At 70.0% G+C, this 25,516-nt stretch carries 19 protein-coding genes and 1 pseudogene; 17 read left to right on the forward strand and 3 right to left on the reverse strand.

From position 1 onward, the window contains the following. Window positions 1–191: 191 nt before the first annotated feature. Window positions 192–1,601 (reverse strand): tellurite resistance TerB family protein, encoded by a 1,410-nt coding sequence (locus tag STARVERO_RS15190; protein WP_244616780.1) that lies wholly within the window; start codon window positions 1,599–1,601, stop codon window positions 192–194. A 133-nt stretch (window positions 1,602–1,734) separates the two neighbouring features. Here STARVERO_RS15190 and STARVERO_RS15195 point away from each other — a divergent pair, with 133 nt between their 5' ends. The 8 genes from STARVERO_RS15195 (at window position 1,735) to STARVERO_RS15230 (ending at window position 12,299) form a co-directional block, all read left to right on the forward strand. Next, window positions 1,735–3,093 carry a sarcosine oxidase subunit beta family protein gene (locus STARVERO_RS15195; protein ID WP_418655063.1) on the forward strand — a complete coding sequence of 453 codons (1,359 nt, stop codon included), beginning with the start codon at window positions 1,735–1,737 and terminating at the stop codon, window positions 3,091–3,093. Between the two features lie 12 nt (window positions 3,094–3,105). Continuing rightward, entirely contained in the window at window positions 3,106–3,423 is a 318-nt protein-coding gene (locus tag STARVERO_RS15200) for a sarcosine oxidase subunit delta (protein ID WP_159599777.1), read from the forward strand. A 1-nt stretch (window position 3,424) separates the two neighbouring features. Continuing rightward, on the forward strand, window positions 3,425–6,460 hold the full coding sequence (locus STARVERO_RS15205) for a sarcosine oxidase subunit alpha (protein WP_159599779.1): 3,036 nt from the start codon (window positions 3,425–3,427) through the stop codon (window positions 6,458–6,460). Beyond that, window positions 6,453–7,052 carry a sarcosine oxidase subunit gamma gene (locus STARVERO_RS15210; RefSeq protein ID WP_159599781.1) on the forward strand — a complete coding sequence of 200 codons (600 nt, stop codon included), beginning with the start codon at window positions 6,453–6,455 and terminating at the stop codon, window positions 7,050–7,052. The genes STARVERO_RS15205 and STARVERO_RS15210 overlap by 8 nt, the downstream gene beginning before the upstream one ends. A gap of 138 nt (window positions 7,053–7,190) precedes the next feature. Beyond that, window positions 7,191–8,555 (forward strand): L-serine ammonia-lyase, encoded by a 1,365-nt coding sequence (locus STARVERO_RS15215; protein ID WP_159599783.1) that lies wholly within the window; start codon window positions 7,191–7,193, stop codon window positions 8,553–8,555. Between the two features lie 94 nt (window positions 8,556–8,649). Then, a complete protein-coding gene (locus STARVERO_RS15220; protein ID WP_144344216.1) occupies window positions 8,650–9,726 on the forward strand; it encodes a GlxA family transcriptional regulator in 1,077 nt (358 codons plus the stop codon). Between the two features lie 129 nt (window positions 9,727–9,855). Further along, on the forward strand, window positions 9,856–11,115 hold the full coding sequence (locus STARVERO_RS15225) for an aromatic ring-hydroxylating oxygenase subunit alpha (protein ID WP_144344215.1): 1,260 nt from the start codon (window positions 9,856–9,858) through the stop codon (window positions 11,113–11,115). Window positions 11,116–11,117: 2 nt separating this feature from the next. Beyond that, complete coding sequence (locus STARVERO_RS15230) at window positions 11,118–12,299, forward strand: FAD-binding oxidoreductase (RefSeq protein WP_159599785.1); 1,182 nt, start codon at window positions 11,118–11,120, stop codon at window positions 12,297–12,299. Window positions 12,300–12,312: 13 nt separating this feature from the next. Here the strand turns inward: STARVERO_RS15230 and STARVERO_RS15235 are convergent, their stop codons facing one another. Continuing rightward, on the reverse strand, window positions 12,313–12,978 hold the full coding sequence (locus STARVERO_RS15235) for a hypothetical protein (protein WP_159599787.1): 666 nt from the start codon (window positions 12,976–12,978) through the stop codon (window positions 12,313–12,315). Window positions 12,979–13,140: 162 nt separating this feature from the next. Here STARVERO_RS15235 and STARVERO_RS15240 point away from each other — a divergent pair, with 162 nt between their 5' ends. The 9 genes and pseudogenes from STARVERO_RS15240 to STARVERO_RS23715 form a co-directional block, all read left to right on the forward strand. Continuing rightward, window positions 13,141–14,112, forward strand: coding sequence for a GlxA family transcriptional regulator (locus STARVERO_RS15240; RefSeq protein WP_159599789.1), 972 nt, complete (start codon window positions 13,141–13,143; stop codon window positions 14,110–14,112). 131 nt (window positions 14,113–14,243) lie between these two features. Continuing rightward, window positions 14,244–15,029: a YoaK family protein gene (locus STARVERO_RS15245; RefSeq protein ID WP_159599791.1), complete on the forward strand. Its 786-nt coding sequence runs from the start codon at window positions 14,244–14,246 to the stop codon at window positions 15,027–15,029. 171 nt (window positions 15,030–15,200) lie between these two features. Beyond that, on the forward strand, window positions 15,201–17,240 hold the full coding sequence (locus STARVERO_RS15250) for an NADH:flavin oxidoreductase (protein ID WP_159599793.1): 2,040 nt from the start codon (window positions 15,201–15,203) through the stop codon (window positions 17,238–17,240). Window positions 17,241–17,679: 439 nt separating this feature from the next. Next, entirely contained in the window at window positions 17,680–19,617 is a 1,938-nt protein-coding gene (locus STARVERO_RS15255) for a DUF3483 domain-containing protein (RefSeq protein ID WP_159599795.1), read from the forward strand. Continuing rightward, the gene (locus STARVERO_RS15260) at window positions 19,614–20,798 is read left to right on the forward strand and encodes an electron transfer flavoprotein subunit alpha/FixB family protein (RefSeq protein ID WP_159599797.1); all 1,185 of its coding nucleotides are present in this window, start codon (window positions 19,614–19,616) and stop codon (window positions 20,796–20,798) included. The genes STARVERO_RS15255 and STARVERO_RS15260 overlap by 4 nt, the downstream gene beginning before the upstream one ends. Beyond that, window positions 20,795–21,553: an adenine nucleotide alpha hydrolase family protein gene (locus STARVERO_RS15265; RefSeq protein ID WP_159599799.1), complete on the forward strand. Its 759-nt coding sequence runs from the start codon at window positions 20,795–20,797 to the stop codon at window positions 21,551–21,553. The genes STARVERO_RS15260 and STARVERO_RS15265 overlap by 4 nt, the downstream gene beginning before the upstream one ends. A 186-nt stretch (window positions 21,554–21,739) precedes the next feature. Continuing rightward, the gene (locus STARVERO_RS15270; RefSeq protein ID WP_159599801.1) at window positions 21,740–23,449 is read left to right on the forward strand and encodes an ArnT family glycosyltransferase; all 1,710 of its coding nucleotides are present in this window, start codon (window positions 21,740–21,742) and stop codon (window positions 23,447–23,449) included. Next, window positions 23,446–23,769, forward strand: a complete 324-nt coding sequence (locus STARVERO_RS15275) for a lipid-A-disaccharide synthase N-terminal domain-containing protein (protein ID WP_144344205.1) — start codon at window positions 23,446–23,448, stop codon at window positions 23,767–23,769. The genes STARVERO_RS15270 and STARVERO_RS15275 overlap by 4 nt, the downstream gene beginning before the upstream one ends. A 131-nt stretch (window positions 23,770–23,900) precedes the next feature. After that, a pseudogene (locus STARVERO_RS23715) lies at window positions 23,901–24,545 on the forward strand (phosphatase PAP2 family protein); the annotation flags it as partial. 164 nt (window positions 24,546–24,709) lie between these two features. On the opposite strand, the gene STARVERO_RS15285 reads toward STARVERO_RS23715, so the two are convergent. Next, entirely contained in the window at window positions 24,710–25,501 is a 792-nt protein-coding gene (locus STARVERO_RS15285) for a glycosyltransferase family 2 protein (protein WP_159599805.1), read from the reverse strand. Window positions 25,502–25,516: the final 15 nt, after the last annotated feature.

Consider the following 25,516-nt stretch of genomic DNA (forward strand, 5'->3'; position numbering starts at 1 on the left):
CGACAAGACGCGACGCGACGCATGGACCCGGCTTTCAGACATGCCGGGAGAGAGTCCCGGCAATCCTCGATCGCCGGGACCTTAGCCGCGAGTGCTTAAGGCGAGCTTAACCTTAACGATTAACCACGTTTGACTGTCGCCGCATGGCCTGCCCGAGCACGTCGGGCAGGCAAACCTCGGTACGGCTGGCGTCAGACCTGCCGTGCCGCATGCGCGGCGGCTTCAAGATGCGGCAGCAGCGCCGGATCGAGCTTCAGCGCCGTCGCCAGGCGGGCGAGGAAGGCCCGCTCGGCGGTGTTGTCGGCGTCGATGGCGAGCAGCGCGGCGATGTAGACCTCCGCCGCCGCCTCGGGGGCGGTGACCTCGCTCGCGATCTCCTCCACCGTCGCCGGGTTGGCCAGTTCCCCGCTCAGGAAGCGCTCGGCCGCGTCGAGCTGGGCACCGTCCTCGCTGAGCTTGGCGCCGATCGCCGCGCGCTCGACATCGTCGACATGCCCGTCCGCCAGCGCCGCCGCGATCATGGTGCGCAGGATCACGACCGGCAGCTCGGTCTGGCTGGCCTGGGCCGGGTGGAACGGCGACTGGGGCGGGGGAAGCTGCGCCGGCTCAGGCGGGGTCGCCACGTCCTGCGGCGCCTGCCCGCGCTGATAGTTCTGGTAGGCCTTGTAGGCGAGCGTGCCGACCAGCGCGATGCCCCCCAGCGCCACCGCGTTCGTGGCCAGCTTGCGTCCACCCTTGCTGCCGAGCACCAGCGTCGCCAGCGAGCCGGCCGCCGCACCACCCGCAAGCACGCCGCCATTGCGGGAGAGATAGTCCTTGATGGCGTTCACCACATCGGGATTGCCTGCGATCTCGCTCGTCAGCCCGGTGGGCGCGCCGCCGCCGAAATCGCCGAGCTGCGCCGGGGTCTGGCCACGGCGCCCGGCCAGCGCGTCGGCCGCGAAATCGCCGAGCGAATCGTCGCCCGAGCCCCGCGGCGCGCGTCCGCCACCGGCCGCGCCGCCACCGCCGAGGATGCCGCCCAGAAGGTCTTCCAGAGAGATGCCGCCGGGCAGCCCGCCACCACCGCCCGAAGGCGCGCCGCCGGACGCGGAGCCGCCGCCCGGCTGCGGCGCGCGTCCGGCCCCGCCCCCGAGAAGGCCGCCCAGCAGGTCCTCCAGCGAGATGCCGCCGGGCAACCCACCGCCGCCGCCCGAAGGCGCGCCGCCGGCGGAAGGCGCGGCGTTGCCCGGCTGCGACACGCGGCCACCGGCCGCGCCGCCGCCAAGAATCCCACCCAGAAGGTCTTCCAGCGAAATCCCGCCGGGCTGACCACCCGAGGGCGCGCCGCCCGAGGGAAGCGAGGCATCGCTCGGCTGGGCCACGCGGCCACCGGCACCGCCGCCGAGAATCCCGCCGAGCAGGTCCTGCAGCGAAATCCCTCCTGGCTGGCCGCCAGCCGGAGCGCCGCCCGCCGACGCCCCACCCTGCCGCGCACCACCGCCCAGGATACCGCCGAGAAGGTCGCCGAGCGGATTGTTGCCCGCGCCACCGCCGCCCGACCTCATGCCGAGCAGCTGGTCGACGAGCTGCCCTGCGTCGAAATTGCGTCCGTTGCTCATCGCTGCACTCCGCTCCTTGTCGCCGAGGCTCGCTGTCCCCGTTCCCAGGGAGTAAACGGCCCGATCATGTCCGGCGCAAGTCAGCGCACGCAGATGTCAGCGCGCAACGCGCTCCACATCACTGTCGCTTTTCATGTCGCATCCGTACAACGCCAGCGCCGAAACAGTGCTCGCTTCCATGGTGCCGCCGCGCAAGCATGCGACATCACGAAAGCGGGGCGCATCCCCGTCGGAGGCGAAGGTGCAGAAATTCTCCGGCTTCGAGCTGTTTCGCCGGGCTCTCGGCGGCCACAAGAGCTGGCAGCCGCAATGGCGCAGTCCCGAGCCCAAGGCCGAGTACGACGTGATCATCGTCGGCGCCGGCGGGCACGGCCTCGCCGCGGCCTATTATCTCGCCAAGGAACACGGCATCACCAATGTCGCGGTGATCGAACGCGGCTGGCTGGGCGGCGGCAACACCGGCCGCAACACCACCATCGTGCGCTCGAACTACCTGTTCGACGAGAGCGCCGCGCTCTACGAGCACGCGGTCAAGCTCTGGGAAGGCCTGTCCGCCGACCTCAACTACAACGTGATGTACTCGGCGCGCGGTGTGCTCATGCTGGCGCACAATCATCACGACGAGATCAGTTTCAAGCGCCACGTCCATTCCAACCGCCTCAACGGCGTCGACAATGAATGGCTGACCGCCGAGCAGGTGAAGGAATTCTGCCCGCCGCTCAACATCACCTCGATGCGCTACCCGATCATCGGCGGCGCGCTGCAGCGGCGCGGCGGCACGGCCCGCCACGACGCGGTGGCCTGGGGCTTCGCCCGCGCCGCCGACGCGCGCGGCGTCGACATCATCCAGAACTGCGAGGTGAAGGCCATCCGCCGCGGCCCCTCCGGCGCGGTCGAGGGCGTCGAGACGACGAAGGGCTTCATCCGCGCGAAGAAGATCGGCGTCTCCGCCGCCGGCCACACCTCGGTGGTCATGGCCATGGCGGGCCTGCGCATGCCGCTGGAAAGCTACCCGCTGCAGGCGCTCGTATCGGAGCCGGTGAAGCCGGCCTTCCCGACCGTGGTGATGTCCAACACCATCCACGCCTATATCTCGCAGTCCGACAAGGGCGAGATGGTCATCGGCGCCGGCACCGACGCCTACACCTCCTATTCCCAGCGCGGCGCGCTGCACATCACCACCCACACGCTCGACGCCATCTGCGAGCTGGTTCCGCAGTTCCGGCGCCTGCGCATGCTGCGCAACTGGGGCGGCATCGTCGACGTGACGCCCGACCGCTCGCCGATCATCGCGAAAACCCCTGTCCCCGGCCTCTATGTGAACTGCGGCTGGGGCACCGGCGGCTTCAAGGCGACGCCGGGCTCGGGCAACGTCTTCGCCCACACCATCGCCCGCGACGCCCCGCACCCGATCAACGCGCCCTTCACGCTGGAGCGCTTCCGCGACGGGTTCCTGATCGACGAGGCGGCGGCCGCCGCCGTCGCACACTGAGGAGGGCGATCCATGCTCATCATCGACTGCCCCTGGTGCGGCAAGCGGCCCGAGATCGAATTCCGCTACAGCGGCGAGGCGCACATCGCCCGCCCGGCCGACCCCTCCGCCCTTTCGGACGAGGAATGGGCGGAGTTCCTCTACAACCGCACCAACCCCAAGGGTCTGCACGCCGAGCGCTGGCGCCACATCCATGGCTGCGGCCGCTACTTCAACGCCGTGCGCGACACGGTAAGCGACTTCTTCGTCGTCACCTACAAGGCCGGCGAGCAGAGACCCGAAAACCTCGGCCCGGATGTCGATGGCGCCAGCATCGGCGGGGACAAGTGAGATGACCAACCGCTTCCGCACCCCCTCCGGCGGTCGCATCGACCGCGCCGCGCCGGTCTCCTTCCGCTTCGACGGCAAGACCTTCACCGGCTATCGCGGCGACACGCTGGCCTCGGCGCTCATCGCCAACGGCGTGCATCTCGTCGGCCGCTCCTTCAAGTATCACCGCCCGCGCGGCTTCATCTCCGCCGGCTCGGACGAGCCGAACGCGCTGGTGAACGTGGTGCGCGACGGCGCCCGTCAGGCGCCGAACCTGCGCGCCACCCAGGTCGAGATCTATGAGGGTCTGAAGGCGGAGAGCCAGAACCGCTGGCCCTCACTCGGCTTCGACGCCGGCGCGGTGAACGACCTGTTCTCGCCCTTCCTGCCGTCCGGCTTCTACTACAAGACCTTCATGTGGCCGGCGGGCGCGTGGAAGCGCTTCTACGAGCCGAAGATCCGCGCCATGGCGGGCCTCGGCGTCGCTCCCACCCTTCCGGACCCGGACCGCTACACCCAGAACTATGCCCATTGCGACGTGCTCGTCGTCGGCGCCGGCCCGGCCGGCCTCGCGGCGGCGCTGGCGGCGGCTTCGAGCGGCGCGAAGGTCATCCTCGTCGACGAGCAGGCCGAATTCGGCGGCTCGCTGCTCTCCGAGACCACTGCCATCATCGAAGGCAAGCCCACTGCGGACTGGCTCGCGGACACGCTGGCGAATCTCGCCGCGAAGGACAATGTGACGCTCCTGCCGCGCACCACGGCCTTCGGCTATTTCCCGCACAACCTTATCGCGCTCGCCGAGCGCGTGACCGATCATCTCGCCGCCCCCGGCGCCGACCTGCCGCGCGAGCGGCTGTGGCAGGTGCGGGCGAAGGAGGTCGTGCTCGCCACCGGCGCGCTGGAACGCCCGCTGGTGTTCCCGGAAAACGACCGGCCGGGTGTGCTGCTCGCCGATTCCGGCCGCACCTATCTCAACCGCTACGGCGTCCGGCCCGGCGAGCGCGCGGTCATCTTCACCGCCTGTGACGCCGGCTACCGCGCCGCGCTCGATCTCAAGGCCGGCGGCGTCGCCATCGCCGCCATCGCCGATCTGCGCTCCGAGCTGACGGGTGAATTGCCCGCCCATGCGCTCAAGGCCGGCATCGACGTGCGCCCCTCCACGGTCGTCACCGGCACGTCGGGCCGCCTGCGCGTCAGCGGCGCCAGCCTCGCCAAGGTGAAGCACGGCACTGTCGGCCCGTCCGAGAGCATCGCCTGCGACGTCGTGCTGATGTCCGGCGGCTTCACGCCGAGCGTGCACCTGTTCTCGCAGTCGCGCGGCAATCTGGTCTGGGACGGCGCGGCCGGCGCCTATCTGCCGGGCACCTCGGTCGAGCGCGAGCGTTCGGCCGGCGCCTCGCGCGGCCTCTCGGGCCTGCAGCGCGTGCTCGAAGACGGCTATGCGCAGGGCGAGGCGGCAGCGAAGGCGGCACGCAATTTCACCTCCCCGGCGCGCGGCCAGACGCCCGCTCCGGCTGAATCCTCGCGCAGCATCCCTGCCAGCGCCGAGGACCTCGGCACGGACGGCTTCATCGGCGCCACCCCGCACAGCCGCAACCCGGCCTTCGTGAAGGCCTTCGTCGACTGGCAGAACGACGTCACCGCCAAGGACATCAAGCTCGCCACCCGCGAAGGCTTCCGCTCCATCGAGCATGTGAAGCGCTACACCACCACGGGCATGGCGACCGACCAGGGCAAGACGTCGAACATGAACGCCCTCGGCATCGTCTCCGAGGCGCTCGACACGCCGGTGCCGCAGATCGGGCTCACCACCTTCCGCCCGCCCTTCACGCCGACCACCTTCGGCATCTTCGCCGGCGAGGCGCGCGGCAACCTGTTCGATCCGCTGCGCAAGACCGCGATCCACTACTGGGCCGCCGAGCACGGCGCCGCCTTCGAGGACGTCTCCCTCTGGAAGCGCGCCCACTACTTCCCCAGGGCCGGCGAGGACATGCATGCGGCCGTGGCGCGCGAGTGCAAGGCGGTCAGGGCCTCGGTCGGCCTGTTCGACGCCTCCACCCTCGGCAAGATCGAGGTGGTCGGGCCGGACGCCGCCGAGTTCATGAACCGCATCTACACCAATGCGTGGGCGAAGCTGGAGCCCGGCCGGTTGCGCTACGGCGTGATGCTGCGCGAGGACGGCTTCGTCATGGATGACGGCGTCGTCGGCCGCCTCGCGCCCGATCGCTTCCACGTCACCACCACCACCGGCGGCGCCCCGCGCGTGCTGGCTCATATGGAGGACTACCTCCAGACCGAGTGGCCGGACCTCGACGTGTGGCTGACCTCGACCACCGAGCAATGGGCGGTCATCGCCGTGCAGGGTCCGAAGGCCCGCGAGGTCATCGCCCCGCTTATCGAGGGCATCGACCTCTCGAAGGAGGCGTTCCCCCATATGAGCGTACGCGAGGGCCGCATCTGCGGGGTCCCCACGCGCCTGTTCAGCGTCTCCTTCACCGGCGAGCTGGGCTTCGAGATCAACGTGCCGGCCGAATATGGCCGCTCGGTCTGGGAAGCCGTCTATGCCGCCGGCGAGAGGTTCGGCATCACGCCCTACGGCACCGAAACCATGCACGTGCTGCGCGCCGAGAAGGGCTACATCATCGTCGGCCAGGAAACCGACGGCACCGCGACACCGGACGATGTCGGCCTCGGCTGGGCGGTCGGCAAGGCGAAGAAGGATTTCGTCGGCAAGCGTTCGCTCGCCCGCGCCGCCTTCTCCGCGCCCGACCGCAAGCAGCTCGTCGGCCTGCGAACCACCGATCCCAGGGTCGTGCTGGAGGAAGGCGCGCAGATCGTCACCGATCCTTCCGCGCCGATCCCGGTGCCGATGCTCGGCTTCGTGACCTCGTCCTACAACAGCGCCGTGCTCGGCCGCTCCATTGCCCTCGCCATGATCAAGGGCGGTCGGGCACGCATCGGCCAGAAGCTGACCGTGCCGATGGAGACCCACGCCATCGAGGTCGAGGTGGTGGAACCCATCTTCTACGATCCGAAGGGAGAGCGTCTCAATGGATGAGATCGCTTCGATCACCGCCCCCGCCACCACGGCTGCCGCCGTTTCGGTCAATCCGCTGCACGCGCTCGCCGCCGCGTCGCATGACGTCGCAGCTGCGCGACTTGTCCCGCTCGGCCCAGCCGCGCGCCTCGCCTTCCGGGGCCGCGAGGCGGCCATCGGCCCGGTCGGAGAGGCTTTCGGCGTCGCCCTTCCGCGCGAGGCCTGCCGGCGCGCTGAGGCGAACGGGCGCGCGGCGCTTTGGCTCGGCCCGGACGAGTGGATCCTGTTCGCTCCCGGCGCTGATCCCGCGCCGCTCTTCGCGGCGATCGACAGCGCCGCCGCCGGTCTGCCGCATTCGCTGGTGGACGTGTCCTCGCGCAGCGTGGGGATCGAGACCTCCGGTCCCCGGGCCGCCTTCGTGCTCAATCAGGGCAACCCGCTCGACCTGTCCCTTGAGAGCTTCCCGGTCGGCATGTGCACGCGCACCGTCTTCCACAAGGCCGAGATCGTGCTCTCGCGTGTCGCGCCGGAGACCTTCCACATCGACGTCTGGCGCTCCTTCGCGCCCTATGTCTGGGAACTGCTGGAAGAGGGCCGGCGCGAGCTGGCCTGAGATTTGCCGTCCCCCGGTGCCAGACCGGGGGACGTGCCAGACATGCGACAAGAAGAAGGGGCCGCAAAGGTCCTGCCAGAGGAACCGTCCGGCCGCACGCCTCACCCGCCTGCGCGACCGAGGGAATGTGATGCGCCCATGATCAGCGCGTTCGAGCTTTTCAAGATCGGCATCGGCCCCTCCTCGTCGCACACCGTCGGGCCGATGGTGGCCGCCGCCACCTTCGTCGACGAGCTGGCCGCGCGGGAGCTGCTGCCCCGCGTCGCCCGCGTCGAGACCGTGCTCTACGGCTCGCTCGCCTGGACCGGCAAGGGCCACGGCACCGACAAGGCGGTCGTCCTCGGCCTCGCCGGGCAGCGCCCGCAGACCATCGATCCCGACCGCGCCGACGCCCTCGTCGCCGAGGCCGCGCAGGATCGCCGCCTCTCGCTCGGCGGCCGTCACGGCGTGCGCTTCGAGCCGGAGCGCGACATCGTCTTCGACGGCGTCTCCCCCACCCCCGCGCACCCCAACACCCTCGCCTTCCGCGCCTTCGCCGCCGATGGCGAACCGCTCGCCGAAGCCCGCTGGTGCTCCATCGGCGGCGGCTTCGTCGTGCCGGAGGCGGAGGTCGGCCAGCCGGCGCGGGCCGATGACAGCGCCGTGCCCTACCCGTTCCGCAACGCGCGCGAACTGCTCGCGCTGGCCGAGGCGGCGGGCCTCACCATCGCCGAGCTGGTCGCCGCCAACGAGCGGGCCCGCCGGCCCGCCGCCGAGGTCGACGCCCATCTCGACCGCGTCGTCGACGCCATGATGGCCTGCGTCGACCGCGGCATCGCCACCTCCGGCGAGCTGCCCGGTGGGCTGAAGGTGCGCCGCCGCGCGAGGGCGATCCGCGAAAGCCTACTGGCACGCAACGCCCGCACCCCGCACGAGATCATGGACTGGGTGAGCCTCTACGCCATCGCGGTGAACGAGGAGAACGCGGCCGGCGGACGGGTCGTCACCGCCCCCACCAACGGCGCCGCCGGTGTCGTTCCCGCGACGCTGCGCTACTATCGCGACCACTGCCCCGGCGCCACCGCCGCCGGCATGCGGCTTTTCCTGCTCACCGCCACCGCCATCGGCGCGCTGTTCAAGATGAACGCCTCGATCTCCGGCGCCGAGGTCGGCTGCCAGGGCGAGGTGGGCGTCGCCTGCTCCATGGCGGCGGGCGGGCTCGCGGCGGCGCTGGGTGGCACCAACGCGCAGGTCGAGAACGCTGCCGAGATCGGCATGGAGCATCATCTCGGCATGACCTGCGACCCCATTGGCGGGCTCGTGCAGGTGCCCTGTATCGAGCGCAATGCCTTCGGCGCGATCAGCGCCGTCAACGCCGCCTCGCTGGCGCTCTATGGCGACGGCACGCACATCGTCTCCCTCGACAAGGTGATCGCCACCATGCGCGAGACCGGGCGAGACATGGCCTCGAAATACAAGGAAACCTCGCTCGGCGGCCTCGCGGTGAACCTGCCCGAATGCTGAACCGAAGGCCGATACGAGGACGTGACCCACGGGAACGGCATCATCCTTGCTACCGGAAGCGGCAAATTTGCTATGCTGCCCGTCGGAGCACGCCATGAACCAGCAGCGTCCTATACCCGCCGGACCCTCGCCCCTCGGCTCGCCAGCCTCCGGCAACGCGGCCGCCGCCGCGCCGGTGCTGAATGTCGGCTTCATCCTCGCCGACAATTTCACCCTCTCGGCTTTCTCGCTGATCGTCGATCAGCTGCGCCTCGCCGCCGATGACGGCGACCGCTCGCGGCCGATCCTCGCCCGCTGGCAGGTCATGTCCTCTCGGCCCGAACCGATCCGCGCGAGCTGCGGCGTCACCGTCTCGCCCTCCGGCCCGCTCGCCGACCCCTCGAACTTCCACTACATCGTCGTCGTGGGCGGCCTGCTGCATGGCGGCCAGCAGCTCGACGAGGAAAGCGTCGCCTATCTCAAGCGCGCGGCGAAGGTCGGCGTGTCGCTGGTCGGCGTGTGCACCGGCAGCTTCGTGCTCGCCCGCGCCGGGCTGATGACCGGCCGGCGCTGCTGCGTCTCCTGGTACCACTACCAGGACTTCCTCGAGGAATTCCCGCACCACACGCCTGTGGCTGACCGGCTCTATGTCATCGACGGCGACCGCATCACCTGCGCGGGCGGCGGCGGCGCGGCGGACCTCGCCACCGCGCTGGTGGAGAAGTTCCTCGGCCGCTCCATCGCCCAGAAGAGCCGCCACGTCTTGCTGCTCGACCGCCAGCGCCCGGGCACCGAATCCCAGCCGCACCCGCCCATCGCCGATCTGGTGGCGGACGACCGCGTGCGCCGCGCCCTGCTCATGATGGAGCAGCATCTCGCCGATCCGCTGCCCATCGCCGACATCGCCCGACGGCTGCAGCTTTCCACCCGCCAGCTCGAACGGCTTTTCCAGACCATCATGGGCCAGCGCCCGGCGGAATTCTATCGGCGGCTGCGGCTGCGCTACGCCCGCTTCCTGCTCGACACGACCGGCCGTTCCGTGACCGACATCGCGCTGGAGGCCGGCTTCTCGGACTGCGCGCATTTCTCCCGCCAGTTCAAGGCCCAGCACGGCTTCACGCCGTCCGACGCGCGCGCCCGTGCCCCCGGCCCGGCCGCCCAGAGCGTCGCCGGCCACCGCCTGTTCGAATAGGCGGTCCGGGGAAGCGGCGAATGTCGCTTCCAGCAAACTTCCTGTCGCTTCGGTGAAAGTCGGCGGAACGCTTCCGTCGAACAATTCCAGACGACAAGCGGGCCGGGACCCGCGAGGGAGAACAGACCCATGCTGGACACCACCGATACGCCGCTCAAGGCGCTGCTTCGCCGTCGCAAGCCGGGCTACAGCCTCGAAGCCCCGTTCTACACCAGCCCCGAGATCTTCGACGCCGACATGGAGGTCATCTTCGGCCGGCACTGGATTTTCGTCGGCGTCGATCCCGACATTCCCGAGCCGGGCGACGCGATGAGCCTCGACATCGGCAAGAACGCCATCATCGTCGTGCGCGACGACGACAACGAGGTCCGCGCCTTCCACAATGTCTGCCGCCACCGCGGTGCGCGGCTCGTGCTCGACTACAAGACCACGGTCGGCAACCTCGTCTGCCGCTATCACTCCTGGACCTACGGCCTCGACGGCAAGCTGCTCTTCGCCGAGCACATGGGCGAGGGCTTCAACGCCGCCTGCCACGGCCTCAAGCCCGTGCATGTGCGCTCGCTGGAAGGGCTGATCTTCGTCTGCCTGTCCGACGATCCGCCGGCCGACTTCGACGTCATGGCGGCGAAGATGGCGCCCTATCTCGCCCCGCACGACCTGAAGAACGCCAAGGTCGCCTTCGAGAAGGACATCATCGAGCCGGGCAACTGGAAGCTCACCATGGAGAACAACCGCGAGTGCTATCACTGCGCGGGCAACCATCCCGAGCTCACCGTGCCGCTCTTCGCCTATGGCTTCGGCTTCGCCCCCGAGGAGCTGGACGAGCATGAGCGCGCCGAAGCCGAGAGCTACGACAAGCTGCTCAAGGCCAGCCACCGCGAATGGGAAAGCTGCGGCTTCCCCTCGGAGATGATCGAGCATCTCGACGACATGGTGACCGGCTTCCGTACCGAGCGCCTGCCGCTGGCCGGCGACGGCGAGAGCCACACCTCGGACACCAGGGCGGCGTGCCGCAAGCTGCTCGGCCGGATCAACGATCCCAAGCACGGCGCGCTGCATTTCTGGACGCAGCCTAACTCCTGGCACCACTTCATGTCCGACCACGCGGTCGTCTTCTCGGTGCTGCCGCTCGACGCCGAGCGCTCGCTGCTGCGTACCAAGTGGCTGGTGCACAAGGACGCGGTCGAAGGCGTCGACTACGACGTCGAGAACCTCGTCGCCGTGTGGGACGCCACCAACGATCAGGATTCGACCCTCGTCGGCTATTGCCAGGAAGGCGCCCGCTCGCCCGCCTACGAGCCCGGCCCCTACTCGCCGCACACCGAGATGCTCGTGGACAAGTTCTGCAACTGGTACGTCGGCCGCATGGCCGAGCATCTCGGCCGCTGACGATGGACGCGTTGAGCCCGATGGCATCGCCCGATCCCGCCGCCCTGCGCCTGTCCGGCGCCCTGCCGGAATGGAACCCGGAGGCGGATGACGCCCTCATCGTCCGCGAGATCCGCGACGAGACGGCCGACGTGAAGACCTTCGTCCTGGCGCCGAAGCAGCCTTGCGTCTTCCGCTACCAGCCGGGCCAGTTCCTGACGCTGGATCTCGACATCGGCGGCGAGAGCATCAACCGCTGCTACACCATCGCCTCCACGCCGGCACGCCCCCACACACTCTCCATCACGGTGAAGCGCGTGCCCGGCGGCCCGGTGTCGAATTTCCTCCACGATCAGGTGAAGGTCGGCTCGGTGCTGCACGCCATCGGGCCGATGGGCGATTTCTCCTGCTTCATGCAGGGCGCGCCCAGCCCGAATCCCGCTTCGGCGCCGAAATACCTGTTCCTGTCCGGCGGCAGCGGCATCACCCCGCTGATGTCGATGGCCCGCACCTTCCACGACCTCGGCGAACCGCGCGACATCGTGTTCGTCCACGCCGCGCGCTCGCCGGCCGACATCATCTTCCGCGGCGAGCTGGAACTCATGGCGCGCAACCAGCCCGCCAGCTTCCGCTTCGCGCCGGTCTGCGAGGCGGACAGCCCGCGCGAGCCCTGGCACGGGCTGCGCGGACGGCTCAATCTCGGCGTGCTCAACCACATCGCGCCGGACTTCAAGCAGCGCGAGGTCTTCGTCTGCGGCCCCGCCCCCTTCATGGCGGCGGTGCGCGAGATGCTGAAGGGCGCCGGCTTCGACATGAGCCGGCATCACGAGGAGAGCTTCGATTTCGCCGAGCTGGCCCGGGCGGAGCCCGAGGTCGCGGCCGAGGTCGAGCTGGCGGAAGGCGTGCAGGCGGTTCAGGAGGCGGTCGCCGCTCCGGAGGTCGCGACCTACACCATCGAATTCGCCAAGCAGAAGCGCACCATCGAGTGCCGCTCCGACACCTTCGTGCTCGACGCCGCCCGCCGCGCCGGCGTGCGCCTGCCCTCCTCCTGCTCGAAGGGTCTGTGCGGCACCTGCAAGTCGAAGCTCATCGAGGGTACGGTCGACATGAAGCACGGCGGCGGCATCCGCCAGCGCGAAATCGACGCTGGCATGGCGCTGCTGTGCTGCTCGAAGCCGACGAGCAACCTGGTCGTCGACCGCTGAGGCACAGGCGGAGTCAGCGCAGGAAGTCGATCGCGCCGCTCGCCGCCTGCTTCATCGTATCGTAGGTGGCGCTGGCGCCTTGCACCGTGCGGTCGACGATCTCGCCCGCCGACGGCAGGGAGGGCAGGCCGAGGAAGCTCTCGTCCTCCTCCGCCCGCGCCTGCGGAGCCGTAGGCGCCGGGGTGCCGGACGCCGGAGCGCTCGCCGCCGGAGCGGGAGCCGAGGTCGACACCAGCACCGGATAGGAGCTGTGCGTGATCATCGGATCGCGCGTGTCGCAATTGCCCTCGCAGCGGTCGAAGCGCTCCACGCCGACCGGCAGCGACACCGGCGTCGCCACGGCGACCGTGCCGGCGGGCCTGGCCGGCTTCGCCGCGGCCTTCTCGGTCGGGCGATAGACGGCGCTGGGCTCGATGGCGCGGATCATCTTCGGAATATCGAGCTGGTCGCCCTTCTCGGTCGGCTCGGCGTCGAGCTCGATCGGCTGGGCGACGAGGCGGGCGAGGTTCTTGACGCTCTCCTGCGCGTTGGCCTGGTCGGTCTTGCCGCGCTGGTAACCCTCGCTCTCGGCCACCATATAGGTGCCGGCGGCGAGGATGAGGGCGAAGCCGACCGGCAGCATGACGCGGCCGGGCAGTGAGCCGCGAAAGCCGGAAAGCAAGGTCGTACGGGACCGCATGGAAGGATACCTCTCTGTTTCGAGGTCATTTCCCCCTGTTCCGGCGACAAATTTGCGGCACCATTCGCGCTGGCCCGTGACAAAGGCTAGGTATTTCTGCGCGATGTTGTCCGAAGATGGACCGTCGCAACATTCGGCAACGCAACAGTCTTCGGCTCCATCGTGCTCGATCTCGCCTCGCTCACGCGCATCGGCTTCCTGACCTTGCCGAACCACTCGATGATCGCCTGCGCCAACGCGCTGGAGGCGCTGCGCATGGCGAACTATGTGGCGGAGGCCGAGATCTATTCCTGGCGCATCCTCACGCTGGACGGCGCCCCCGCCGCCGCCTCCAACGGCCTCACCCTCTCGCCCACACTCGCCCTGAACGAGGCGGGGCCGCTCGACCTGCTGCTGGTCTGCGGCGGCATCGACGTGCGCCACGCCGCCACCCCGCCCATCGAGGACGCGCTGCGCCGGCTCTCCCGGCGCGGCGTTGCGCTCGGCGCGCTGTGCACCGGCAGCTTCGTGCTCGCCGACGCCGGCCTGCTCGACTTCTACCGCTGCGCCGTGCACTGGGAGAACCTCTCCGCCATCCGCGAGGAATTCCCCGACATCTCCTTCGTCGAGGAAGCCTTCGTCATCGACCGCGACCGCCTCACCTGCACCGGCGGCGTGGCGCCGCTGGAGATGATGCTGGCGCTGGTCGAGGCACGCGGCGGGCGCGCGCTGGCCGACAAGGTGTCGGAACAGTTCATCGTTGACCGCGCCCGCCCGCCGCACGCCAAGGTCGAAGCCCGCCCGCGCCCGGCGCTGCCCGATCCGACGCTCGCCCGCGCGGTGAAGATGATGCAGGCCGCCATCGAGCAGCCGCCCGGCATCGCCGCCATCGCCCGCCGCCTCGACGTCTCGCCCCGGCATCTGGAGCGGCTGTTCCGGCGCCATCTCGGGGTCACGCCCGCCGCCTACCATCTGGCGCTGCGGCTGGAGCGGGCGCGCGAACTGCTGCGCCTGTCGCCGCTGCCGGTCACCGATGTCGGCCTTGCCTGCGGCTTCCAGTCGGCGGCGCATTTCTCCACCGCCTATGCCCGCCATTTCGGCCGCCCGCCGAGCCGCGAGCGGGCGGCGTCCTCCCGCGATGCCGCGAAAGCGTGAAGTGTTCGCATGCCACGTAAGCGTTGTTTATTATGGCGCGACGCAACATCTGGTATTAAATACACACCGTCCGATTGCGTTTTCTGCATATCATACCGCCCGATGGACACGGCCTTCGCCGCGCCACTGACATGAATGCGCCTCTCAAGCCGACCAGCTACCGCCGCCATCTGGCGGAACGCTACACGCACCTGACTGCCGACATGCTGGCGCCCGAGCGCACGCCGCTCGCGGACGCGTGGCTCGGCCTGCCCATGACCTTTGTCGCCGGCGCCACCAATGCCGGCGGCCTGCTGGCGGTCGGCCAGTACACCTCGCACATGTCCGGCATCATCTCGGCGGCGGCGGACAACGCCGTCCTCGGCGCCATGGACCTCGTGCTGGCCGGCGGCGGCGCGCTCGTCGCCTTCGTCCTCGGCGCTGCCACCTCCGCCATCCTCGTCAACTGGGGCCGGCGGCATTATGCGGGCCGCGAATATTCCCTGCCCCTGGCGCTGGAGGCGTGCCTGCTGCTGACCTTCGGCCTGCTCGGCTTCTACACCCACCGCTCCAGCATCGCCCTCGGCATGGAGGTCGCGGTGCTGTGCTTCATCATGGGCCTGCAGAACGCCACCGTGACCAAGCTCTCCGGCGCGAAGATCCGCACCACCCACATGACCGGCATCGTCACCGATATCGGCATCGAGCTCGGCAAGCTGTTCTATTCCAACCGCCGCCGCCGCGGCACCGATGTGCCGCTGGTGCTGGCCGACCGCGAGAAGCTGAAGCTGCTGGCCTATTTCCTGTTCAGCTTCTTCGGCGGCGGCATCGTCGGCGCCATCGGCTTCAATTATGCCGGCTTCGTCTTCGCCGTGCCGCTGTCGCTGCTGGTCTTCGCGCTCGCCGGCCCCTCGGCGCTGCGCATCCTCGCGCGCTGAAACGCCCGCTTTCGCCGGCCCGCCCTCTTTCACCCGGGGGACGGTCGCAAGCCTTCCGGCGCGATGGCGCAAATCTTCTGTTCGGCATAGGCGCGCGCGACCTATCGTGCGACCATCGGGCCGGGAACCGGGCCGGCCCCGGACTCATGGTCGAAGGAGCGCGCGGCCATCATGATCGCCAATGCCGAGGCATTGCTGAAACCCTTGACCATCAAGGGCCTCACCATCCGCAACCGGGTGATGTCGACCTCGCACGCCCCCGGCTACGGCAAGGACGGCAAGCCGCAGGAGCGCTACCAGCTCTACCACATGGAAAAGGCCCGGGGCGGCATCGGGCTCACTATGTTCGGCGGCTCCTCCTCCGTGGCCATCGACAGCCCGGCCGCGCCCTGGGCGCAGATCTCCGTCGCCGACGACAGCGTCATTCCCTATTTCCAGCAATTCGCCGAGCGGGTGCACGCCCACGGCGCGAAGCTGATGATTCAGCTCACCCATATGGGCCGGCGCACGAAGTGGGATACCGAGAACTGGTTCCCCACCCTCTCCTCCTCGCCCCGGCGCGAGCCGGCCTCGCGCACCATCCCCCGCGCGATGGACAGGAACGACATCCGCCGCGTGGTGAAGTCCTTCGCCGAGGCCGCCCGTCGCTGCAAGGAAGGCGGGCTCGACGGCTGCGAAATCTCCGCCGCCCACGGTCATCTCGTCGACCAGTTCTGGTCGCCGTCGGTCAACGAGCGGACCGATGAATATGGCGGCAGCCTCGAGAACCGCATGCGCTTCGGCATCGAGGTGCTCAGCGCCATGCGCGAGGCGGTGGGCGATGATTACGTCATCGGCATGCGCATGTCCGGCGACGAGATGATCGCCGACGGCCTCAGCCACGAGGATTGCGTGGCCATCGCCTCGGAATACGCGAAAGCCGGCCTCGTCGACTTCCTCAACATCATCGGCGGCCAGGCGCGGGACGAGATGTCCCACGCCATTTCCCTGCCGAACATGTCCTTCCCGGTCGCGCCCTTCCTGTTCCTGCCGAGCGCCATCAAGCGCGAGGTGGACGTGCCGATCTTCCACGCCCAACGCGTCACCGACCTCGCCACCGGCGCCCGCGCCGTAGCGGAAGGCCATGTCGACATGATCGCCATGACCCGCGCCCACATCGCCGACCCGCATCTCGTCAGGAAGCTGATGGAAGGCCGCGACGACGACATCCGCCAGTGCGTCGGCGCCGGCTACTGCATCGACCGCATCTATGTCGGCGGCGATGCCCTGTGCATCCAGAACGCGGCCACTGGCCGCGAGGCGACCATGCCGCATGTCATCCCGAAGGCGGAGGTGGCGCGCAAGGTGGTAGTCATCGGCGCTGGTCCCGGCGGGCTGGAGGCGGCCCGCGTCTGCGCCGAGCGCGGCCACAAGGTGGTGCTGTTCGAGAAAGAGCCGGTCGTCGGCGGCCAGATCAACATTGCCGCGAAGGCGACATGGCGCGAGGCGCTGTCCGGCATTCCGCGCTGGCTCTACGCGCAGGCGCAAAAGAAGGGTGTCGACATCCGCCTCCGCCAGGAAGCCACGCAGGAGGACGTGCTGGCGGAAGCACCGGACGTCGTCATCATGGCGACGGGCGGCCTGCCGATCACCGGCCACGCGAAAGGCCACGAGCATGCCGTGACCACCTGGGACGTGCTCTCGGGCAAGGTGGAGCCCACCGGCTCGGTGCTGCTCTATGATGAGATCGGTGGCCACAACGCCGCCTCCACCGCCGAGGTGCTGGCGAAGAAGGGCTGCCTCGTCGAGATGGTGACGCACGATCTTCAGGTCGCGCAGGAAGTGGGCACCACCAACAAGCCGGTGCATCTGCGCGAGCTCTACAAGCTCGGCGTGGTGATGACCCCCAACACCGAGCTGATCGAGATCTACCCCGAGGGCAACCGCCTCGTCGCCGCCCTGCGCAACACCATGACCGACGCCGAGGAGGAGCGTGTGATCGACCGCGTGGTCGTCGATTACGGCACGCTGCCCGTCGACAGCCTGTTCGAGGCGCTGCGCGGTTCGTCGGTGAACGACGGCGAGACGGACCTCGAAGCGCTGGTCGCCGGCCGCCCGCAGCGCTGGACCGGCCAGCCCGGCTTCGCCCTCTACCGCGTCGGCGACGCCTGGACCGGCCGCAACATCCACGCCGCGATCTACGACTCGCTGCGGCTCTGCAAGGATCTGTGAGGCGATCGATCATGAACGCCGTCATCCTGAGGTGCCAGCGGAGCGAGCCTCGGAGGATGCTCGCCTCAAACACGTCATCCCCGCCGAAGCGAAGCGCAGGGCCGGGATCGCTCTCCCGTCCCGCGCACGATCCCGGATCGACCTGCCGGCGGTCCGGGATGACGGCGCCATACGTGAACGCCGTCATCCCCGGGCTCGCCCCGGGGATCCACGACTTCCTTCGCCCGCGAAAGACGTGGATGGCCGGGACAAGCCCGGCCATGACGGCCATCGAACGCGAACCGGCCATCGGACTGGGTTCGTCCATGCACCCTCCCCTCTCCCCGTTGAGGAGAGAGTTTTGGAGAGAACGATCCTTTCTCAACCTCTCCTCGTCGGGGAGAGGTCGGCCCAAAGGGCCGGGTGAGGGGCCGCCCGACGGCGCTCTCCGGGTACGCCCATGACTAACGCCGCGCCCGGCCTCTCGCTCGTCATCCTCGCCCTCGCGCTCATGGCGACGGCGATGATGGTCCGCCGCGCCCGGCTCTGGCGCATCGGCCGTCCGGCCAGCGTCGACTGGCTGGCCGGGCTCATGGCGCTGCCGAAGCGCTATCTCGTCGACGTGCACCATGTCGTCGGCCGTGATCCCTATGCGGCGCGCATGCATGCGCTGGCCGCCGGCGGGCTGCTCGGCGGCTCTGTCCTCGCGCTTCTCGCCCTCGTCCCTCCGCTCGGCGGCCTGCGCCTCGTCTGGGCCATCGTCGCGCTCGCCTTCGCCGTCGCCTTCATTGGCGGCACCATGGTCGGGCGGCGGCGCCTGCCGGTGAAGCCGGCCCGGCTCTCCGGCGGGCGCTTCCAGCGCCTGCCCTTCCTTCTCGCCGCCTATTCGGGCGGCGCCCTGCTCGTCGCCCTCGACGCCACGCTGGGCGGCATCCTTGGCCCCCTCGCCTGGGCCGGGCTGGCGCTGGCGGCGGCAGGCGGCCTCGGCCTCGTGCTGCAGATCGACCGCGGCCCGATGCGCCATGCCTTCGCCGGCGCGGCGCATCTCGTCGCCCATCCCCGCCCCGGCCGCTTTGTCGACGCGAAGATCGCGGGCGAGCGCGCCACCACCCTGCTCCCGCTCGACCTCGACAGCCCACGCCTCGGTGTCGCGACTCCGGCCGACTTCGCCTTCAACCGGCTGATCGGCTTCGATGCCTGCATCCAGTGCGGGCGCTGCGAGGTCGCCTGCCCCGCCTTCGCCGCCGGCCAGCCGCTGAACCCCAAGCGCCTCATTCAGGACCTCGCCGCCAGCCTCCAGCCCGGCGCCACCAACGCCGCCTATGCCGGCAGCCCCTACCCGCATGCGCGCGAGGTGGCGGGCGTGGGCGGACCGGACCGGCCGATCGTCGGCGCGGGCGCGATGATCCATCCGGACACGCTGTGGTCCTGCACCACCTGCCGAGCCTGCGTCGAGGAATGCCCGATGATGATCGAGCATGTCGACGCCATCGTGGAGCTGCGCCGCTTCCAGACGCTGGAGCTCGGCGCCACCCCGCCCAAGGCGGCCGCCCCGCTGATGGAGATGCGCTATGCCGACGAGCCGGGCGGCCGCCCGCTCAAGGCCCGCACTGATTTCGCCGCCGGCCTGACGCTGCCGCTGATCTCCGCCACGGGCAAGGCCGAGGTGCTGCTCTGGCTCGGCGAGGGCGCCTATGAGCTGCGCTACGGCCGCACCCTGCGCGCCCTCGTCACCCTCCTGCAGAAGGCCGGCGTCGACTTCACCGTGCTGGGCGAGGAGGAGCGCGACTGCGGCGACCTCGCCCGCCGGCTGGGCGACGAGGCCACCTTCCAGCGTCTCGCCCGCGAGAACGTCGCGACCCTCGCGCGCTACGCCTTCGGGCGCATCCTCACCGCCGACCCGCACGCCCTCCACGTCCTGCGCAACGAGTACCGCCCCTTCGGCGGCGATTACGAGGTGGTCCACCACGCCGCCTTCCTCGACGAACTGGTGGCCGCCGGCCGGCTTCCCGTCGCCACGCTGCGCGACGTGAGCGCTACCTATCACGACCCCTGCTACCTTGGACGCTACAATGGCGAGACCGACGCCCCCCGCCGCCTCCTCGACCGGCTGGGGCTGCAACGCCTTGAAATGGAACGCTCCGGCAAGCGTTCCATGTGCTGCGGCGGCGGTGGCGGGGCGCCGGTGAGCGACATCGAGGGCGACCATCGCATCCCCGACCTCCGCATGAATCAGGCCGCGGCCACCGGCGCCGCCATCGTAGCGGTCGCCTGTCCGCAGTGCTCGGCCATGCTGGAGGGCGTCACCGGCGAGCGCCCCGCCGTCCACGACATCGCCGAACTGGTGCTGATGGCGGTGGAGACGGCCGCGAGCCGGCAAGCGGAGGCGGTCGCATGAGCCGCATCCGCAAGGATCCGCGCACCGAGCGCGCCGCCCATCGCGTGGAGGGTAGCATCCGTCCGCGCTTCGACCTCGCCGCCGCGACAGGCCGTCCGCGACGCGATCCGCGTGCCGAAGAACGGCTCGCTCTCGTACCCGGCACCGTCCGCCGCCGTCTCGACCGTACCCAGCGCGTCGCGGCCGTCGGTGCCCTCCCCACTCCCACCACGCCGGCGGTGGAGACGCCTCCGAGGCTGCGAACGATCCCCGAGCCGGCCTGTCTCGTCGCCGTGGTACCAGACGCGCCGGGCGGTCGGCTCACCCCGCACGACCGCCAGCTCTTCGGCGCCGCGCGCCTGCTGGCCGATGCCGGCGGCGGAGCGGTGCTCGCGCTCGTCGAGAGCTGGAGCGACGAACTCGCCATCGCCGGCGCCGACCGCGTGCTGCCGCTTCCCGCTTCCGGCTACGATCCCGAGGCGAAGGCCCTCGCCCTCCTCTCCGTGCTCGACGGCCTCGTCGTCCGACACGTCCTGTTTCCCGAAAGCGCCGATGGCGGCGACCTTGCCCGCCGGCTTGCCGCCCTGTCGGGCGAGGCGCTGTTCGCCGGCGCGGAAAGCCTGTCGGCCAAGGCCGTGACCCGGGCTGCGCAGGGCCGGCGGATCGAGCAGCGCCGCGCACCGCCGCGCCTCATCAGCCTCGCCGCCGACGCAGTGGCGCCTCATGCCGGCACTTTGCACGAAGCGCTGCCGGTCGAATTCGCCTTTCCCGAGCCCACGGCCGGGGCCATCCTCTCCGCCGAGTACATTCCGGCCGATCCGGCGAAGGTGTCGCTCGCCGAGGCGGATTTCGTCACCTCCGCCGGCAACGGCGTCACCGATTTCGAGGTCTTCCGCGCTCTCGTGGCGGCGCTCGGTGCGACACCGGGCGCCAGCCGCATGGTGTGCGACGCCGGCCTGATGCCGCGCGCCGCACAGGTCGGCGCCTCCGGCACCGTGCTGGAGGCGCGCTGCTACTTCGCCCTCGGCATCGCCGGCGCCCCGCAGCACCTGCAGGGCGTGGCCCGCTGCGAGCACGTGGTGGCGGTGAACACCGACCTCCACGCGGCGATGATCGAGCGCGCCGGCCTTGCCATCGTCGCCGATGCGCAGGAGGTCATGCCGGCCCTGCTCCGGCTGATCGCGGAGGAAAAGCGCGGATGAGGATCGCTGTTCTCCTCTCAGCCGGCCGCCACCGGGTTTCCGCCCATCCCGCCCCCGTGCCGGTCGAGCTTCAGGCCATCCGCCTCGCCGCCGAGCTCGGCGGCGAGACCTTCGGCCTCCATGCCGGTCCCGCCATCGGGCCGCTTCACGACACACTCGGCCACGGCCTGCCGCGGCTCACGCATCTGCGTCTCGCAGAGAACGACGATCCCGCCCCGAGCCTTGCCGACGCGCTGCGCGAGGGAGCGTTCGACCTCGTGCTCGCCGGGCGGTCGGGCCAGGGCGGCGAGGATGCCGGCCTCCTGCCCTACGCGCTCGCCCGTACGCTCGGGCTGCCCATCGTCGCGGATGCCGTCGCGCTGGCGGAAGGGCCGCAGCCCGGCACGCTGCGTGTCGAGCAGGCGCTGCCGCGCGGCGCCCGCCGCCGGCTCGTCATCCGTCTGCCCGCGCTGGTGACGGTGCATCCGGCTGCGCCCGCCCCCCTGCCTTTCGCCTTCGCCGCCGCGCGGCGGGGCGATGTCGAGACACGGCCCGGCATCGCGGCTGCCTGCGCGCCCTCCGAGATGGAGGAGCGTCCCTATCGCCCCCGCCCGAAGCTCATCGCCAAAGCCGCCGGCGGCGCCTCGGCAGCGGAGCGGCTGAAGGCGGCCACGGAATCGGCGAGCGGCGGGGGAAAGCTGCTGGTCGAGCCCACGCCCGACAACGCCGCGCGTGCGATTCTGGCCCATCTCAGGGAAATCGGCGTCCTCGCCTAGCTCCGCGTCCAGACCCGCAATCCGCTCCCGATTCCGGCCCGCTTGTCAGGAACCCGTCAGGAAGCACGTGCAAGTTTGCCGCCGTGGACGCACGGGCATCCGCAACGCGGAATCTCCCTCCGCGCGGGATCGCGTTGCCCCCACACCCGGCCGATGGAGAGGCACGACGCGATTGGAACGGCGGCAATGAGCGAAGCGATCGGAGCCCCTCCCGAAGCGCTCTCCCCGTCCCATGCCGCGCCGTCGCGCGCCGCCGACATGACGACGGGCTGGCGCCTTCTGCTGCTCATCGCCCTCGTGCTCGCCAGCCTGCTGCCGGGCTTCTTCTCCATCCCGGTCGTCGACCGCGACGAGACCCGCTACGCGCAGGCCTCGCGGCAGATGGTGGAAAGCGGCGATTATGTCGTGCCGCGCCTCGGCGAGGCGAACCGCTTCAAGAAGCCTATCGGCATCTATTGGCTGCAGGTCGCCGCCGTGAAGCTCACGGGGCACGGCGCGGACGCGCCGATCTGGGTGTTCCGCCTGCCCAGCCTCGCCGCCGCCCTCCTCGCCGTGCTGCTCACCTTTGCCATCGGCCGGCGCCTGTTCGACGAGCGGACGGCGTTCTATGCCGCCGCGCTGCTCGGCACCTGCCTCGTTCTGGTAGTGGAAGGCCGGCTCGCCAAGACCGATGCCGCCCAGCTGGCGGCCGCCGTCGCCGGGCAGCTGGCGCTGGCACGCTTCTACCTCGCCGGCGCGCAGGAACGTCTGCGCCTGGGCTGGGTGCTGCTGTTCTGGGGTGCCATGGCCGCCGCCATCCTGATCAAGGGCCCCATCGTGCCGATGCTCGCCGCCCTGACGGCGGTGATGCTGGCGCTCTGGGACCGGCGCGCCGCGTGGCTGAAGCGTCTGCGGCCGGCCATCGGCCTGCCCTTCCTGCTGCTGCTGGTGCTGCCCTGGCTCATCGCCATCGCCGTGCAGGCCGGCCCGACCTTCTTCCATGAATCGGTCGGTGTCGATCTGCTCAGCAAGGTGGCGAAGGGGCAGGAATTCCACGGCGCCCCGCCGGGCGCGCATTTCGCCGCCTTCTGGGTCGCCTTCTGGCCGGGCGCCGCTCTGGTCGCCATCGCCGTGCCATGGGTCTGGGCCAACCGCACCAGCCCGGCCGTGCGCTTCTGCGTCGCCTGGCTGGTGCCGTTCTGGATCGTGTTCGAGCTGATCGCCACCAAGCTGCCGCACTACACGCTGCCGGCCTATCCGGCGCTCGCCCTTCTCGCCGCCGGCGGGCTGACGGCCCCGCGCGCCGGCCGCGATCCGCTCTGGGCCCGCCTGCTGGTTGCCGTGGCCGCCATCGGCGGAGGGCTGACCGCCATCGCCGGACCCGCGCTGCTCTATCTGCTGGAACAGCGCCTCCCGCTTCTGCCGCTGGCCGTGGCGGCACTCGTCGTCCTCATGGCCGGCTATGCCGTCCGGCGGGCCTTCGTCTCCGGCGTGGCGGCCGCCGTTCGTGTCCTGCTCGTCGAGGCGCCCGCCCTCTATCTGCTGCTCTTCGGTCTCGTCGCGCCGCAGGCGGACAGGCTGTGGATCGCCCCGCGCCTCGAAGCCGCCATCGCCCGCGTCGCCTGCCCCGGCCCGCATGTCATGGTCGCCGGCTTCAGCGAGCCGAGCGTCATGTTCGTGCTCGGCCAGGACGCGCAGACCGGCGACGGGGTGAAGGCGGCCGATTTCCTCGCCCAGCCCGGTTGCCGCGTGGTCGTGGTCGCCGACCATCAGCAGCAGCTCTTCGACATCCGCAACCAGGTGCTGGGCCGCTCCCCCACGGTCGCGACGACCACGAACGGCATCAACAGCGCCAATTCCCGGCGCCTGTCGTTCAACGTCTATGTCTCGCCGGAACAGAAAGGCTCCCAGCCATGACGCTCGCCAATGCCGCGCTGGTCAATCTGGGCGCGATCAATCCCTGGCTGGTGCTCGGCTTCGTCGGCCAGGGCCTGTTCACGGCGCGCTTTCTCGCCCAGTGGATCGTCAGCGAGCGGGCCGGACGCAGCGTGGTGCCGTCGACCTTCTGGCTGTTCTCGATGCTCGGCGGTCTGACGCTGCTCGCCTACGCCATCTACCGGCAGGACCCGGTGTTCATCTTCGGTCAGGCGGTGGGCCTGCTCATCTACGGGCGGAACATCTACTTCATCTCCCGCGAACGCGCCGCCCTGCGCGCCGATGACCGGGGCGAGCGATAGTCACAGGATATTTTCGCCAGCCTCCACCCCTTCATTCGGGCGTCATCGATTCATGATTTCTGCTTTCCTGCATTGCAGGCGGGGCAAAGCAGATTAAAATGAACAGGAACGGCAAAATATTTCATAATAAAATGGTTTACATTTCAAATAACCCTATCTCCTATTGCGTTATTTCGACATTCGTTATCTCGGCATTACTCTATCTCTTTCCGTTCATAGATCGATCCTTCTCGCATCTCTTCTACGTCCATGAGCAGGGCTTCCCGGCAGCGCGCATCGATGTCCTGCGCGATTTCCGCACGCTCGCCTCGCACCTGACGGTCGCCCTGCCGATCCTGCTGGCGCTCGCCATCGGCCTGAAGCTGCTCTATCCGGCCAAGCCGAGCCTCGTCTCCCCCCGCTTCTCGCTCTATTTCATCGCCCTGTTCTCCATCGGCCCGGGGCTGATGGTGAACGGCGCGCTGAAGAGCTTCTGGGGCCGACCGCGGCCGGTGAACATCGAGGAGTTCGGCGGCGCCTGGCCATTCCAGCCGGCCTGGGTGATCGGCCCGGAAGGGCTGCTCAACCGCTCCTTCACCTCCGGCGAGGCCGCCACCATCGCCTGCCTTCTGCCGCTCGCCCTGTTCGTGCCGCGCGAATGGCGGGTGCAGGTCGCGGCGATCCTGGGCGTGCTCGTCGCGGCGGTGTCGCTCAATCGCATCGCCTTCGGCGCCCATTTCCTGTCGGACGTGACGATCTCGATCGGGCTGATGCTGACGCTCGCCGCCGCGCTCTATCGGGTGATCTTCGTCGATTATGCCGAGACCTTCGCCGACGCGGCGCTGGAGGCGCGGCTCACCGCGTTCGGCGAGCTTTGGGCGGGTCGCCGCGCGGCCTTCCGGCGTAGCATCCGCGCGAGCCTCGCCGGAGCCGGCGCAGCCGTCCTCGCCCTGCTCGGCGCTCAGCGCGCCATGGCCCGGCGGATCGGCGCCTCGTTCATCGGGGCGGAGGCCGCCAGAGGCATGGGCGCGACGGTGCTGGTGCTCCTCTCCTCGACCACCGGCGGCAGCAGCGTGCGCCGCCTCAGCCAGACCACGCCGAACAGGTCGTAGAGGCCCACCAGCGCCCGGCCAAGATTGGTGTATTTCGACTGCCCCACGCGCCGCGGGCGATCCCCCACCGGCAAATAGGCCGGCTGATGGCCGTAGCTGAGGAACAGCGCCGGCAGGTAGCGGTGCATGGTCGAGAAATAGGGCAGGTCGAGAAAGGCGACGCGGTGGAAGGCCTTCAGACCGCATCCCGTGTCCGGGCAATCGTCGGCCAGCAGCCGGGCGCGCAGGCCGTTGGCGAAGCGCGAGGCCCAGCGGCGCGAGCCGGACGCCCGACGCTTCTGCCGGACGCCGCCGACCAGCGCCGGCTCCTGCCCTTCGGCTCCCAGCCGGGCCGCGAGCGCGGCGATGTCGGCAGGCGGGTTCTGGCCATCGCCGTCCATGGTCACGATGACCGGAAACACCGCCGCCCGCACGCCGGAACGCAGCGCCGCGCTCTGGCCGGCGCGGCGCTGGTGGCGGAGGCAACGCACGCGCGGATCGCCGACCTCCGCCACCTCGGCGGCGGTGGCGTCGGCACTGCAATCGTCGACGACGATGATCTCACCGAGCAGGGATGGCGGGACGACATCCAGCGTCTCGCGAACGAGAGCCCCGATATTGCCGGCCTCGTTATAGGCCGGGATCACAACCGAAACACGCATGGACCGATCCGGGTT

Origin of the sequence: Starkeya nomas, from assembly GCF_902703545.1 — a bacterium.
Lineage (GTDB): Bacteria > Pseudomonadota > Alphaproteobacteria > Rhizobiales > Xanthobacteraceae > Ancylobacter > Ancylobacter moscoviensis.